Raw genomic sequence first — 14,501 nt, 5'->3', positions numbered from 1 at the left:
TCCTTGGCTTCACGTCGTTGTGTGCGCGGATAGGGATAACCTTCGGTCGGGCGCTACCGACCGGATCACAGAGTAGAGATCTGCGACTAACAGGGCAATACTTGACTATACAAGTTCTATCCGAATAACCTCAGCGTGCCGTCGGACGCCCGTGCCCGACGACGCATTCACCTCCAACACGATGAAGTGGGAGTACCCATGGTCAAATACCTGCTGGGAATCGACGAAGGAACCACGAGCGCGCGTGCCTTCGTCATCGACGAGGACACCACCGTCGTCGGCTTCGGTCAGGCCGAACTGACGCAGATCTACCCGCGGCCGGGCTGGATCGAGCATGACCCGATGCAGATCCTGAACACACAGCTCGAGGTCATCCGCGCCGCGCTGCGTGACGCCGGCATCACGCCCGATCAGCTGGCCGGCGTGGGCCTGACCAACCAGCGAGAGACCGGCATCGTGTGGGACAAGGAGACCGGCCGCCCGATCTACAACGCCATTGTCTGGGCTTCACGCCACTCCGTCGACATCGTCCAGGGTTGGGTGGATGCCGGCATCGGCGACCTCATCCAGGAGCGCACCGGCCTCATCCCCGACGCCTACTACACGGCATCCAAGATCCGGTGGATCCTCGACCAGGTGCCGGGAGCGCAGGGGCCGGCCGAGCGCGGCGAGCTGCTCGCCGGGACCGTCGACACGTGGCTCATCTGGAACCTCACGGGGCGGAAGTCGTTCAAGACGGACTACTCCAACGCGTCGCGCACCATGATGATGAACCTCGAGACCCTGCAGTGGGACGAGGAGCTGCTCGGGCACTACAACATTCCGGTCGGCATGCTCGCCGAGATCGTCCCGTCCGACTCGAACTTCGGCACCATCGAGCCGACCTTCGGCGCGCCCGTCGTCATCGGGTCCGACCTCGGCGATCAACAGGCCGGTCTCTTCGGTCAGGCCGCGTTCACCCCGGGTCAGGTCAAGATGACCTACGGCACCGCGGGCGTGCTCAACATCAACTGCGGCAGCACGCCGCGCCGTATCGAGGGCCTCACCCCGAGCCTGGCGTGGGGTGTGCAAGGAACCACGGCGTACGAGGTCGAGGGCGTCCTGTTCGCCATGGGCAAGACCATGCAGTGGCTGCGCGACGACATGCAGCTGATCCACGCCGCCCCCGACAGCGAGTGGTACGCGGGGCAGGTGCCTGACACGCAGGGCGTCTACCTGATCCCGGCCTTCACCGGCCTCGCCGCCCCCACGTGGGATCCGTACGCGCGTGCCGCACTCATCGGCATGAGCAACTCCACCAACCGGCTGCACATCATCCGCGCGGCCGTGGAATCGATGGTGTTCCAGACCCGCGACGTCGTCGAGGCCGCTCTCGCGGGCTCGGACCTGTCGATCCCCGAACTGCGGGTGGACGGCGGTGCGGTGAAGAACAACCTGCTGTGCCAGCTGCAGGCCGACATGCTCGGCGTGCCCGTCATCCGGCCCAAGAACGCCGAGGCGACGATCTTCGGCGCCATGCTGCTGGCGGGTCTGACCACGGGCGTGTACTCCAGCCTCGAAGAGCTCGAGTCCAAGTGGGTGGTTGACCGCGTGTTCGAGCCGCAGATGAGCCGGGACGAGGCCGACGCGCGCTACGCGGGTTGGACCGCCGCCCGCGAGCTGACCAAGGGGTGGACCAAGAAGGTCCAGGTCGCCTGATCCCCCTCCGGGGCACCGGTGCGCGCAGCGCACCGGTGCTCCGCCCTGCCCGCGGAACGCCGCGCGGGCTCCGCCACCGCCAGACGAAGGGCGACATTGTGACCCAGTACATCCTCGGTATCGACGAGGGAACGACGAGCGCTCGGGCGTTCGTCATCGACGAGGACGCCACCGTGCTCGGATTCGGGCAGTCCGAGCTCACCCAGATCTCCCCGCGCCCCGGCTGGCTCGAGCACGACCCGATGCAGATCCTCCACACGCAGCTCGACGTCATGCGCGAGGCGATGAGCCAGGCGGGAATCACCCCCGATCAGCTCACCGCGGTCGGCCTGACGAACCAGCGCGAGTCGGCGATGGTGTGGGAGAAGGAGACCGGGCGTCCCATCTTCAACCTCATCGTGTGGGCCTCCCGCCACTCCGACGGCGTTGTCCAGCAGTGGGTGGACTCGGGTCTCGGCGAACTGATCAAGGAGCGCACCGGCCTCGTCCCGGACGCCTTCTACGCGGCATCCAAGATCCGGTGGATCCTCGATCACGTGCCCGGGGCGCAGGAACGCGCCGAGCGGGGCGAGTTGCTGGCCGGCACCGTCGACACGTGGCTGATCTGGAACCTCACCGGTCGTGAGTCCTTCGTCACCGAGCCCTCGAACGCGTCGCAGACGATGATGATGAACCTTGAGACCTGCGACTGGGACGACGATCTGCTGCGCGGGATGAGGATTCCGCGGCACATGCTCGCCCGCATCGTTCCCTCCGATGCGCACTTCGGCACCATCGAGGCCACGTTCGGCGCGCCTGTGCCGATCGCCTCCGATCTCGGAGACCAGCAGGCCGGCCTGTTCGGCCAGGCGGCGCACGCGCAGGGCCAGGTGAAGATGACCTACGGCACCGCCGGCGTCCTCAACATCAACAACGGCGCGACCCCTTTCCGTCCCGAGGGGCTGACCCCCAGCGCGGCGTGGAACATCCGCGGCGAGGTGATGTACGAGACCGAGGGCGTCGTGTACGCGATGGGCAAGACGATGCAGTGGCTGCGCGACGACCTCCAGCTCATCCACGCCGCTCCCGACAGCGAGTGGTACGCCGGTCAGGTCGCCGGGACGGAAGGCGTGTATCTCGTCCCGGCCTTCACGGGTCTGGCAGCGCCCACGTGGGACCCCACCGCGCGGGCCGTGATCGTCGGGATGTCCAATGCGACCAACCGTCTGCACATCATCCGCGCCGCCGTGGAGTCGATGGTGTTCCAGACACGGGATCTGGTGGATGCCGCCGTCACGGGCTCGCATTTCGAGATCCCCGAGCTGCGGGTGGACGGAGGGGCCGTCAAGAACGACCTCCTGTGCCAGCTGCAGGCCGATGTGCTCGGCATTCCCGTCGTCCGGCCGAAGAATTCCGAGGCCACCATCTTCGGTGCCATGATGCTGGCCGGCCTCTCCACCGGGGTGTACCGAGATCTGGCGGAAGTGCGGTCGAAGTACGTCGTCGACCGCGTCTTCGAGCCGCAGATCGACGCCGGTCGCGCGGACGAGCTCTACGCGGGGTGGCGTGCGGCGCGCGATCTGACCCGTGGCTGGACGGCGGCCGTGGCATGAACCGCCCCGCACAGATCCCGGACTTCGAGTCCTACGTCTTCGACCTGGACGGCACGATCTACCTCGGCGAAGCGCTCCTGCCCGGGGCGCAACGTCTCATCGAGGGGCTGCGCGCGCGCGGCAAGCGCGTCATCTTCTGCAGCAACAACCCCACGAAGCGTCCCGAGGACTACGCCGACAAACTCACGCGGCTGGGACTTCCGACGGCGGTGCCCGAGGTCTACACGAGCCTCGCCGCGACGGTGTCGTGGATCCGTCGCACCATGCCTCACGCGGCCGTGTTCCCGATCGGCGAGATGCCGCTGGTCGAGGCGCTGGCTGAGGCGGGTATCCACATGAGCGACGACCCGGAGCGTATCGACCTGGTCGTGTCGTCGTACGACCGCACGTTCGAGTACCGCAAGCTGCAGATCGCCTTCGACGCGCTGTGGTTCCATCGGCGCGCTCGGCTGGTGACGACGAACCCCGACCGGTTCTGCCCCTTCCCCGGCGGGCGTGGAGAACCGGATGCCGCCTGCATCACGGCCGCGATCACCGCGGGAACCCAGATCGAATGCGAGGCCGTCTTCGGCAAGCCGTCGAAGGATCTGCTGGAGATCATCGCCGCCGAGACCGGTCTGGATCCCGCGACCTCGGTGATGGTGGGCGATCGGCTGGCCACCGACATGCTCTTCGCCAAGAACACCGGAATGCGTTCGGCCCTCGTGCTGACCGGAGAGACCGACCGCGGCCTCTTGGCGGCGGCGCCGGAGGAGCAGCGCCCCGATTTCGTGCTCGACCGCATCGACGACCTCCTGGACGTCGACCTCGCCCTCCGCTGACGTCTCCGCGTCGCGCGCGCGACGCGGGAAAGGATCCCCCATGACCTCCGTATCGACGATCGACCTGGCCCGCACGTCCTCCGGCGGGGCGATGCGCCTCATCGCCGAACCCGGCGCGTTGCGGCACCTCGCCTCCCTCGTCGACGAGCTCGCCCCCGTCGGGGACATCGTCCTCGTCTCCGATGACACCCCCAAGCTCGTCTCCGGCGCCCCCCTGGACGCCCTGGTCGGCGCCGCTCTTCCCTCAGGGCGGCCTCGGCGCGCGGTTCCCGTGCCCGCCGGCCCGCACGGCGTCACTCTCGACGAGGCGACGGTGGACGAGGTGACGGCCGCGGTCGCGGGAGGCGCGATCATCGTCACCGTCGGCTCGGGAACGGTGAGCGACCTCGGCAAAGTCGTGTCGGCGACGCTGCGGGTCCCGCTCGTGTCCGTGCAGACGGCCGCGAGCGTGAACGGGTTCGCCGACCCCCTGTCGGTGCTCGTGCGCAGCGGAGCCAAGCGGACGGTCCCCAGCCGATGGCCCGACGCCCTCGTGGTCGATCACGATGTCGTCGCGGGAGCGCCGATGGATCTCACGCGAGCGGGCGTGGGCGACGCCGTGGCGATCTGGTCGTCCCCGGCCGATTGGTACCTGGCCTGCGCGCTCGGCATGGATCCGGGCGCGTACGACAGCCGGTTCGTCGACCCCGTGCGCGACCTCGCCCCGCGGTTGGCGGACACGTCGCTCGCCGCGGACGAGCGGCTCGCCGCCCTCGTGGATGTGCTCACCGTCGGTGGTCTCGTCATCGGCGAGGCGGGCAGCACGGCGCCGCTGTCGGGTGTCGAACACCTCGTCAGCCATGTCCTGGACATGGCCGCGCTCGCGGAGGGTGGTGAGCACGACCTGCACGGTGCGCAGGTGGGCGTCGCCAGCGTCCTTTCGGCGGCGCTGTGGGACGTGGCGCTGACCGAAGAACGCGTGTTCGACGTCGGTCCGGACGACCTCGTCGTGCCGCTCGGCCTGGAAGAGCGGGTGCGGGCGGTCTGGCATCCCGTCGACTCCTCCGGAGCGCTGGGGGACGAGTGCTGGCGCGCTGTCGAGACGAAGATGCGCCGATGGGTGGCCGCCGCGCCCATGATCGAGGACTTCTTCCACCGTCGCCGCGAGCACGTGTCGACGCTGCGTGCGCTCGCCGCCGACCCCGCGCTTCCGGTGGCGGCTCTGCGGGCGTGGGGCGCGCCGACGACGTTCGCCCAGCTGCGCCCCGCGGTGTCGGCGGATCGGGCGCGCTGGGCGCTCGAGGCGCTGCCTTTCATGCGGGATCGGATGTCGCTCGCCGATCTGCTCGTCCTCGCCGGCCGCTGGAACGACGACCTGTTCGATCGTGTGTTCGCCCGGGCCGAGCGCGCCGGCGGCGGCCACGGAGGGGTCTAGTTGTATAGGGTTGGCTATACTTGTACTGTTAAACTGATCGCAGCAGAGCCGCTCCGATCCAGAGGAGGGAACCCCCAATGACTTTCGCCAGCACGAAGCTGCTCGCCCGCGAGGCGCGCGCGAACGGGTACGCGATCCCCGCGGTGAACATCGTCGACGGCATCTCGATCGCCGCTGTCGTCCGTGCGGCCGACCGCGCCGGGTCGCCCATCATCCTGCAGACCTCGGTCAAGACGGTGAAGTACTTCGGAGCCGAGGTGCTGGCGGGCCTCGCACGCGCGGCCGCCGACGCCGCCGATGTCCCCGTCGCCCTTCACCTCGACCATTGCCCGGACCGCGCCGTGATCACCGAGACGATCGCCCACGGCTGGTCGTCGGTGCTGTTCGACGCCTCCGACCGTCCTTTCGACGTCGCTCGGACGGAGACGGCCGAGGTGACGGCGGAGGCTCACGCGGCCGGTGTCGACGTCGAGAGCGAGATCGAGAACATCGTCGGTGTCGAGGACGGCGTCGGCTCGGACGACCCGAACGTGCACTTCTACCCCGATGAGCAGCTCGTCGCGGTCGCCGAGGAGACCGGCACGGATCTCATCGCCCCCGCCCTCGGAACGGCCCACGGGCTCTACAAGGCCTCGCCCGTGCTGCTGTTCGACCGCGTCGCCGCGCTCGCCGCGCTGACCGACATCCCGATCGTGCTGCACGGCGGGACGGGGCTCTCGGGGGAGGAGTTCGCGCGCTTCATCGATGCCGGCGTGTCCAAGATCAACATCTCCACCGCGCTGAAGCTGGCGTACATGTACTCCGCGCGTGACCACCTCGCCGAGGCCGAGCGCACCGGCAAGTGGGAGCCGGTGCGGCTCTTCGACCAGATCGGGGCCGCGGTCGAGGACGTCGTGACCGAGCACATCGCCCTGTTCCGTTCGGGTTCGCGTCAGGAGGTGCCCGCATGAGCGGTCGCGCCCTCATCCTTGATTGCGATGGCGTCCTCGCCGACACCGAGTTGGACGGCCACCTGGTCGCCTTCAACCGCACCTTCGAGGAGCTGGGGATGCCGTTCCGGTGGAGCGCCGACGAGTACGGCCCGCTCTTGCGCATCGGTGGCGGCAAAGAGCGCATGCGCGCCTACCTCGCCCAGCATCCCGAGATCGGTCTCGGCACTGCCGAAGAGGTCGACGCGCTGATCGTCCGCGCGCACAAACGCAAGTCCGAGATCTACGTCGAACTGGTCGAAAGCGGCGCTCTCCCCGGGCGGCCGGGAATCGCCCGCATCGTCCGGGAGGCGTTGGATGCCGGTTGGCAGGTCGCCTGTGCGTCGACCTCCGCCGAGAAGAGCGTCGAGGCCGTGCTCGCCTCCGTGGTGGGGTCCGAGCTGCGCGGGCGTATGGCCGGGGTGTTCGCCGGCGACGTCGTCCCGGCCAAGAAGCCGGCGCCCGACATCTATCTGCTGGCGGCGGAGTCGCTCGGCCGCTCGCCCGAGGAGATCGTGGTCATCGAGGACTCGCAATCCGGTGCCGCCGCGGCCGCTGCCGCGGGGATGGCCCACATCGTGACGGTCAGTCACTTCACCGCCGACGACGACTTCCCGGCGGCGGCGGTCATCGTCGACGTCGTCGGCGATGCTCGCACGCCGGCGACGGTCCGCTCGGGGCTCGACGTGCGCGATGACCGCGGCGTCATCGGCGTCGAGGGACTGGAGAGGATTCTCGCGGCACGCGCCTGATCGCACGCACGACGGCCCCGCTTCGGCGGGGCCGTCGTGCGTGCGATCTCAGGTGAGGTCGTAATGGAACTCCAGGCGGATCATGTCGCCGCGGAAGCTGATGCGGCTGAACTCGAACGGCGTGCCGTCGGGTGCGGCGATGCGCTGCTCCAGCAGAAGCAGGGGCGTGCCCGCCCGCGTGCCGAACAGCTTGGCCACCGCGGGGGAGGCGGTGGTCGTCTCGAGGGTCTCGGTGACCCCGGCCATCCGCAGACCGAAGTCGCGATCCAGCACCGTGCACAGCTGCTCGTGCGCGAGGTCGCGATCGAGCATCTCGGGGGCGAGGGCCCGGGGCACGAATGACTCGTGCAGGCTGATTGGGTGGCCCTCGACGCGGCGGAGCCGGCGCACGTTGTAGACCTGGGTCCCCTCGGGCAGCGAGAGGGCGGATGCCACGCGGGCGTCGGCATCCACGAGGGTGCTGGTGAGGACCTCGGTCTCGGTGGCGTAGCCCTGCTGCTCCAGCTGCTCGCGGATGCCCTGGTAGGACGGAGAGCGCGTGCTGATCTTGCGCCGGGACACGAACGTGCCCTTGCCCTGGACGCGGAAGAGCAGTCCCTCATCGACGAGCCGGGCGAGCACCTGGCGGGCGGTCATGCGGCTGATGCCGTAGATCTGGTTGAGCTCGTTCTCGGACGGAATCTTCTGGTCCGGTACCCATTCGCCGCGCTGGATCTTGTCGCGGATCACGTCGGCGAGTTGGATGTAGAGCGGTGTTGCAGAGTCGCGATCCAGCTTCTCGGTCATCCGGTGCCCCTTCCGTGCGGCGGTCGCGACATCGCAGCTCGCGCGTCGCCGATCATCGTCGTCGCCGAATCGGACAAACTCGTCTAACCTTGTATATACTTGTATTGTATTTCTACAACGGGTACGACGACGTCCGCTCGGCTTCGCTGAAGCCTATCTGACCGTGTCGGCCCGACGTCGGTCCGGCCACTGCGTGCCGGAGGATTCATCGAGGATGAGGATCATGGCTCAGACCATCACGCTGGAGCCCGCGGCACCGTGGGTCGAACTCCGAACGACCGAGGCCGACTGGGATGCCGCTGACCCGGTGCTCCTGCAGACCATGCTGGTGCAGCTGCACCTCATCCGCGCCTTCGAGGAGTACGTGCTCGAGCTCGCGGGACAGAAGCTCATCAACGGTCCCGCGCACTCCTCGATCGGGCAGGAGGGCGGCGCCGTCGGCTCGGCGCTGCCGCTGGTCAGCGCCGACCAGGTCAACGGGTCGCACCGCGGCCACCACCAGTTCCTCGCCAAGGCCTTCGGTCACGTCCAGCCGAACGGGTTCGACGCCACCGCCGACTTCTCGCCCGAGGTGCGCGAGGTGCTCTACCGTGCGCTCTCCGAGATCGCGGGTCTGCGCGACGGCTACTGCAAGGGTCGCGGAGGTTCGATGCACCTGCAGTGGACCGAGGCCGGGGCGATGGGCACCAACGCCATCGTCGGAGGAGCGGTTCCGTTCGCCGTCGGCTTCGGGTGGGCCGATCAGCACGCGGGCACCGACAACGTCGCGGTGACGTTCTTCGGTGACGGTGCGGTCAACATCGGCTCGGTGCTCGAGAGCTTCAACCTCGCCTCGGCATGGAAGACGCCGACGTGCTTCTTCATCGAGAACAACCAGTACGCCGTGTCGACGACCGTCGCCGAAGCCACCGGCGAAGCGCGCCTGTCCGGCCGCGGACTCGGGTTCGGCATCCCCAGCTGGCGCGTCGACGGGCAGGACACCCTTGCCGTCTACCTCGCGATGCAGCAGGCCGTCGAACTCATGCGGGCCGGGGGAGGACCGACGATCGTCGAGGCCGACACGTACCGCTTCTTCCACCAGAACGGACCCTTCCCCGGTTCGGCCTTCGGATACCGCACGAAGGATGAGGAGAAAGGGTGGCGTGATCGCGACCCGATCGCTCTGGTCGAGTCCCACATCGTGCGCCGCGGCATCCTGAGCGCGGACGAGGCGCAGGCGGTGCGCACCCGCGCGAAGAAGATCATGCAGGAAGTCGGTTCGACCGTCGTCGAGGCGGATCCCGACGGCAAGCCCGGTCAGCTGCGGCTGCGCGCCGAGCTGTGGCCGTCGACCGACACGATCAACCTCGGCATCCGGGGCGAGATCCCCGAGATCACCGACGTCGCCGTCAAGGACAACGCCGACTTCGGGCCCGACGAGCTGGAGGAGAAGAAGTTCGTCGATGTCATCGCCGAGGTGATGCATCGCCGTATGGAGCAAGACCCCTCGATCGTCGTCCTCGGTGAGGACGTGCACCGCCTCAACGGCGGGTCGCGCGGAGCGACGAAGGGCCTGGCTGACGACTTCCCCGACCGCACCCTCGGCACGCCCATCAGCGAGAACGCCTTCACCGGTTTCGGGGGAGGACTCGCGCTCGACGGGCGCTACTACCCGGTCGTCGAGCTCATGTACGCCGACTTTCTGTGGGTGGCCGCCGATCAGCTCTTCAACCAGATCGGCAAGGCGCGGCACATGTTCGGCGGCGACCACGACATGCCGTTGCTGCTGCGGATCAAGATCGGCACCAACACCGGTTACGGTTCGCAGCACTCGATGGACCCCGCCGGGATTCTCGCGACCTCGGTCGGGTGGCGCATCATCGCGCCCTCATCGCCGCTGGACTACGTAGGCCTCCTCAACACCGCGATGCGGTTGAAGGACCCCGTCGCGGTCCTCGAACACGACGCCGACCTCTACAAGTCGATGGGGGAGGCCCCGAAGGACCTCGACTACTGCCTGCCGTTCGGCAAGGCCGCCGTCCGTCGGGAGGGCACCCAGGTCACCGTCATCAGCTACCTGTCCATGGTGCACCGGGCCGTCGAGGCGGTCGAGAAAGCCGGCGTCGACGGCGAGGTCATCGACCTGCGCTGGCTCGACAAGGCCAGCGTGGACTGGGACACCATCGGCGAGTCGATCCGCAAGACCAATCGGGTCCTCATCGTCGAGCAGGGCTCGGAGGGCACGTCGTACGGCGGCTGGCTCGCCGACGAGATCCAACGCCGGTACTTCGATTGGTTGGACGCTCCCGTGGAGCGGGTCACCGGGTCGGAGTCGTCTCCGAGCATCTCGAAAGTGCTCGAGGCGGCGGCCCTGGCCACCACCGACGACATCGTCGCCGCGCTGACGGCGATCGTCTGAGCCGGGCGAGAGAGGACAACTGACATGGCTCGTTACCTGCGCATGCCCGGCGTCTCCGCCGACTCCGACGCCGCGGCGCTGGAGTTCTGGACCGTCGAAAAGGGTGATTCCGTCTCGGCCGGCGACACCGTCGCCTCGGTCGAGACCGAGAAAGCGGTCGTCGACATCGAGATCGACGAGGATGCCGTCATCTACGCCCTCGTGGCGGAATCCGGTTCCATGGTTCCCGTCGGCGACCCGATCGCCGTCCTCATCGCCCCCGGCGAGGACCCCGCCGAGGCGGAGGAGCTGCTCGCCCAGCTCGGCGGAGCGGCATCCCTTTCCGCGTCCGAGGACGCGGCCCCAGACCCGGCGGCGTCGAGCGGCTCGGCTTCGGCGCCGCCGGCCGCCCTCGCCGCGGAGGACATGGCCGCTCCGGCCTCGCCCCCCGCCGATGCCGCGCCCGAGCTGGTGACCGAGGAGGTGTCGGCCGCGACGAACGACACCGGCGGGCGCATCTTCGCCAGCCCGCTCGCGCGTCGGGTCGCCGCCGACAAGGGCGTCGACCTGGCCACCGTGACCGGGTCCGGCCCTCGCGGCCGCATCGTGCGTGCCGACGTCGAGGCGGCCGCCGCAGCGCCCGCCCCTGCGGCCGACGCGCCCGCCGCATCGTCGCCCGCGACCCCCGCGGCCGGCACCACGACGGCCCCCGCGGCGCCGGTCGCGGCGCCCGCCGGAGGGACGGCGACGCCGCACACGAAGCTGCGTCGACTGATCGCGAACCGCCTGCAGGAGAGCAAGCGCACCGCCCCGCATTTCTACCTCACGCGGCATCTGCGCGTCGACGCCCTCCTGGCGCTGCGCGCGCAGATCAACGAGCAGGCGACCGTGCGCGTCTCGGTGAACGACTTCTTCGTCAAGGCGGCGGCGCGTGCGCTCGTGGACGTGCCCGAGATGAACGTGATCTGGACCGACGACGCTGTCGTCGGCTACGACACCGCCGATGTCTCGGTCGCGGTGGCCAGCGAGCGCGGCCTGGTCACGCCCACCTTCCGCTCGGTCGAGTCGATGTCGCTCACGGTGCTCTCGAGCAGCATCAAGGATGCCGTGGCCCGCGCCAACGAGGGTCGGCTCCAGCAGTCCGAACTCGAGGGCGGGACGCTGTCGATCTCGAACCTCGGCATGTTCGGCGTCGACGAGTTCGCCGCGATCATCAATCCGCCTCAGGCCGCGATCCTCGCGATCGGTGCCGCGACAGCGCGCCCGGTCGTGGGTGCGGGCGGAGAGCTGGAGGCGGCGACCGTCGTCACGGTGACCCTGTCGGTGGACCACCGGCCCGTGGACGGCGCGATCGCCGCGCGCTGGCTGGACCGTCTGGCCGCCCTCATCGAGTCGCCGCTGACCATCCTGCTCTGACGCAGGAATCGCGAGGGCCCCGGACCGATCACGGTCCGGGGCCCTCGGCATCCGCCCATCCGTCCAGGTCCGGCTGGCGGGACCGCGCGTGGGAGCGTGCGGGGTCAGCCGAAGAGGATCTCGGCCTCGGCATAACGCTCGGCGGGGACGGTCTTCAGCTCGTCGAGGGCGTCGGCGAAGGGGACGGTGGTCAGGTCGGTGCCGCGCAGCGACACCATGCGGTCGCGCTCCCCACGCAGCACCGCCTCGGTCGCGGCCATGCCCATGCGGGTGGCGAGGACACGGTCGAACGCCGACGGGATTCCTCCGCGCTGGATGTGACCCAAGGTCGTCGCACGTGTCTCGATGCCCGTGAGGGCCTCGATCTGCGGCGCGAGGCGTTCCCCGATTCCGCCGAGGCGCGGGCGTCCGAAGGCATCCAACCCGCGCTCGGAGTGCGGGTCGTCGGCCTGGTCGGGGAGGAAACCCTCGGCGACGACGACGAGCGGGGCCTTCCCGCGCGCCCGGGCATCGGTGACCCAGGTCGCGATCTCGTCCATCGTCGTGCGGCGCTCGGGGATGAGGATCGCGTGCGCGCCGGCGGCCATGCCGGAGTGCAGAGCGATCCACCCCGCGTGTCGGCCCATGACCTCGGCCACCATGCAGCGGCCGTGCGAATCTCCGGTGGTGCGCAGACGGTCCATGGCATCCGTGGCGATCTGCACGGCGGTGTCGAAGCCGAAGGTGTAATCCGTCCCGTTGAGGTCGTTGTCGATGGTCTTCGGAACGCCCAGGACGTGGATGCCGCCCTCTCCGAGTCGCTGCGCCGCGGCGAGGGTGCCTTCGCCGCCGATCGCGATGAGGGCGTCGACGCCGAGATCGGCGAAATTCGCACGCACGCGCTCCACGCCGCCGTTGTCGAACGGGTTGAAGCGGCTCGATCCCAGGATCGTGCCGCCCTGCTTCGCGATGCCGCGGATGCGCTCGCGGTCGAGGACGAGGTGCTCGCCCGTGGTGGCTCCGCGCCAGCCGTCGCGGAAACCGACGAAGGTGTGGTCTCCGGCGGCGAAACCGCGCAGCACGGCACCGCGGATCACGGCATTCAGGCCGGGGCAGTCGCCGCCGCTGGTCAGGATGCCGATGCGCACGGCTGCTCCTCGGGGACGGGTGGGGTCGTCGCGCTCACGGTCGCTCCTCTCCGCGGTCGACATCGACCGCAAAGGCTGTTGTATATACAAGTATAGCCGTCAGGCGGGTGTCATGTCGCCGCTACTGTGAGGGACCATGAGCGGCGACGGCGGGGGAAAGCGCATCGGTATGCGCGAGGTCGCCGACGCCGCCGGCGTCTCGACCCAGACGGTCTCCCGAGTGCTGAACGGGTACCCCGGCATCCGGGATGCCACGCGCGAGCGCGTCCTCGACGCGGTCGCCGCGCTCGACTACCGCCTGAACAACGCCGCTCGCGCGCTGGGCACGAGCCTCACGCGCACGGTCGGCGTCGTGGCATCCGATGCCGCCCTGCACGGACCGTCGGCGGGCATCGCGGCCCTCGAGCGAGCGGCGCGGGCTCGGGGACGGTGGATCTCGACCGCCTACACCAGCTCGGACGACCCCGCCGATATCGACGCCGCGGTCCGGCACCTGCTCGCACAGGGCGTCGACGGGGTCGTTCTCGTCGCCGCGCACAGCACGACCCCGCTCGAGGGGCACGGCGTTCCGCTCGTGCCGCTCTACGGCGAGTCGGGCGTCCGCCAGCGTTCCGCGGCGGCCCTCGTCGTCGAGCATCTCGCCGACCTCGGCCACCGCCGCATCGTCGAGGTCGCCGGACCCTCGGACTGGCGCGAGGCGCTGGCGCGCGCGTCCGGCGTAGCCGATGCCGTCGCGCGCCGCGGGCTCGCGTGCGTCGGTCGGATCGACGGGGACTGGAGTGCATCATCGGGCGCGGCGGCCGCCGACGCCGTCGCAGCGCACGTGCGCGCGGGCGCCACGGCCGTCGCGGTCGCCAACGACCAGATGGCGTTGGGGCTCATGGCCGCGCTCGCCGCGCGCGGGCTGACGGTACCGCAGGACGTCTCCGTCGCGGGCTTCGACGACAATCCGGATGCCGCCTTCTACACGCCCGCGCTCACCACCGTGCGACTCGACGTCGACGGCGAGGCCGCCGAGGCGGTTGCGGCGGTGCTCGGCGAGGCCGCCGCCGCCCCGGCCGACCCGGTGCTGGTTCCGCGAGCCTCCACGGCGCGCTCGCGGTAGCGGCTCGGCGGGCGTCGACGGCGTGGCCGCGGTGGTGGCTCGGCCGGCGTCGACGGCGTGGCCGCGGCGGCGCCTCGGTCGGCAGAACTCCGGCGTTGCGCGCGGGTGCGGGCGCGGCGGCGCCTCGGCCGGCAGAACTCCGGCGTTGCGCGCGGGTGCAGGCGCGGTCGGCATCCGGGGTTCGGTTTCGCCGGAGTTGTGCGCGCCGGCTCGCGGAGCCGTGCTGCGGGGGTGCCGGATGCCACGCCGTCCATGTCCCACTCTGTGTGACTTCAGGTCCTCAGTTCCGCACATCGTGGGACACGCCCCACGACAGGCGGATGAGGCGCAGCGATGCGCGCCGGCGTGCGGCGGCTCGGCGTGCAGAACTCCGGCGTTGCGCGCGGGTGCGGGCGCGGTTGGCATCCGGGGTTCGGTTTTGCCGGAGTTGTGCACGCCGACTCGC

General features: G+C 69.8%; 11 protein-coding genes. 9 read left to right on the top strand and 2 right to left on the bottom strand.

Annotation, left to right across the window (positions count from 1 at the left end; all coding sequences use genetic code 11):
* The first annotated feature begins 198 nt into the window (after positions 1-198).
* The 6 genes from MHY30_RS10455 (at position 199) to MHY30_RS10430 (ending at position 7,245) form a co-directional block, all read left to right on the top strand.
* Positions 199-1,698, top strand: coding sequence for a glycerol kinase GlpK (locus tag MHY30_RS10455; RefSeq protein WP_239276860.1), 1,500 nt, complete (start codon positions 199-201; stop codon positions 1,696-1,698).
* A gap of 98 nt (positions 1,699-1,796) precedes the next feature.
* Positions 1,797-3,290, top strand: a complete 1,494-nt coding sequence (locus MHY30_RS10450; protein WP_239276859.1) for a glycerol kinase GlpK — start codon at positions 1,797-1,799, stop codon at positions 3,288-3,290.
* Positions 3,287-4,111: an HAD-IIA family hydrolase gene (locus MHY30_RS10445; protein WP_239276858.1), complete on the top strand. Its 825-nt coding sequence runs from the start codon at positions 3,287-3,289 to the stop codon at positions 4,109-4,111. Before MHY30_RS10450 ends, MHY30_RS10445 begins: the two co-directional genes overlap by 4 nt.
* Positions 4,112-4,151: 40 nt before the next feature.
* The gene (locus MHY30_RS10440) at positions 4,152-5,525 is read left to right on the top strand and encodes an iron-containing alcohol dehydrogenase (protein ID WP_239276857.1); all 1,374 of its coding nucleotides are present in this window, start codon (positions 4,152-4,154) and stop codon (positions 5,523-5,525) included.
* Between the two features lie 77 nt (positions 5,526-5,602).
* Entirely contained in the window at positions 5,603-6,475 is an 873-nt protein-coding gene (locus MHY30_RS10435) for a class II fructose-bisphosphate aldolase (protein ID WP_239276856.1), read from the top strand.
* Positions 6,472-7,245, top strand: a complete 774-nt coding sequence (locus MHY30_RS10430) for an HAD-IA family hydrolase (protein WP_239276855.1) — start codon at positions 6,472-6,474, stop codon at positions 7,243-7,245. The genes MHY30_RS10435 and MHY30_RS10430 overlap by 4 nt, the downstream gene beginning before the upstream one ends.
* A 48-nt stretch (positions 7,246-7,293) precedes the next feature.
* Here the strand turns inward: MHY30_RS10430 and MHY30_RS10425 are convergent, their stop codons facing one another.
* Positions 7,294-8,031, bottom strand: coding sequence for a GntR family transcriptional regulator (locus MHY30_RS10425; RefSeq protein WP_239276854.1), 738 nt, complete (start codon positions 8,029-8,031; stop codon positions 7,294-7,296).
* Positions 8,032-8,254: 223 nt separating this feature from the next.
* Between MHY30_RS10425 and MHY30_RS10420 the strand changes: the two genes are divergently transcribed.
* Positions 8,255-10,429, top strand: a complete 2,175-nt coding sequence (locus MHY30_RS10420; RefSeq protein WP_239276853.1) for a thiamine pyrophosphate-dependent enzyme — start codon at positions 8,255-8,257, stop codon at positions 10,427-10,429.
* A gap of 24 nt (positions 10,430-10,453) precedes the next feature.
* Complete coding sequence (locus tag MHY30_RS10415) at positions 10,454-11,824, top strand: 2-oxo acid dehydrogenase subunit E2 (RefSeq protein WP_239276852.1); 1,371 nt, start codon at positions 10,454-10,456, stop codon at positions 11,822-11,824.
* 104 nt (positions 11,825-11,928) lie between these two features.
* Here the strand turns inward: MHY30_RS10415 and MHY30_RS10410 are convergent, their stop codons facing one another.
* Positions 11,929-12,951, bottom strand: coding sequence for a 6-phosphofructokinase (locus MHY30_RS10410; protein WP_239276851.1), 1,023 nt, complete (start codon positions 12,949-12,951; stop codon positions 11,929-11,931).
* A gap of 136 nt (positions 12,952-13,087) precedes the next feature.
* Between MHY30_RS10410 and MHY30_RS10405 the strand changes: the two genes are divergently transcribed.
* A complete protein-coding gene (locus tag MHY30_RS10405) occupies positions 13,088-14,056 on the top strand; it encodes a LacI family DNA-binding transcriptional regulator (RefSeq protein ID WP_239276850.1) in 969 nt (322 codons plus the stop codon).
* The last annotated feature ends 445 nt before the right edge of the window (positions 14,057-14,501 follow it).

The organism is Microbacterium sp. ACRRU, from assembly GCF_022346945.1.
Lineage (GTDB): Bacteria > Actinomycetota > Actinomycetes > Actinomycetales > Microbacteriaceae > Microbacterium > Microbacterium mcarthurae.
The sequence above is the reverse complement of the archived record's forward strand: the minus strand, read 5'-3'. Positions and strand labels throughout refer to the sequence as shown.

Coding starts and splice junctions, on each gene's coding strand:
- MHY30_RS10455 (WP_239276860.1), top strand. CDS start 199: ATGGTCAAATACCTGCTGGGAATCGACGAAGGAACCACGAGCGCGCGT.
- MHY30_RS10445 (WP_239276858.1), top strand. CDS start 3,287: ATGAACCGCCCCGCACAGATCCCGGACTTCGAGTCCTACGTCTTCGAC.
- MHY30_RS10440 (WP_239276857.1), top strand. CDS start 4,152: ATGACCTCCGTATCGACGATCGACCTGGCCCGCACGTCCTCCGGCGGG.
- MHY30_RS10435 (WP_239276856.1), top strand. CDS start 5,603: ATGACTTTCGCCAGCACGAAGCTGCTCGCCCGCGAGGCGCGCGCGAAC.
- MHY30_RS10430 (WP_239276855.1), top strand. CDS start 6,472: ATGAGCGGTCGCGCCCTCATCCTTGATTGCGATGGCGTCCTCGCCGAC.
- MHY30_RS10425 (WP_239276854.1), bottom strand. CDS start 8,031: ATGACCGAGAAGCTGGATCGCGACTCTGCAACACCGCTCTACATCCAA.
- MHY30_RS10420 (WP_239276853.1), top strand. CDS start 8,255: ATGGCTCAGACCATCACGCTGGAGCCCGCGGCACCGTGGGTCGAACTC.
- MHY30_RS10415 (WP_239276852.1), top strand. CDS start 10,454: ATGGCTCGTTACCTGCGCATGCCCGGCGTCTCCGCCGACTCCGACGCC.
- MHY30_RS10405 (WP_239276850.1), top strand. CDS start 13,088: ATGAGCGGCGACGGCGGGGGAAAGCGCATCGGTATGCGCGAGGTCGCC.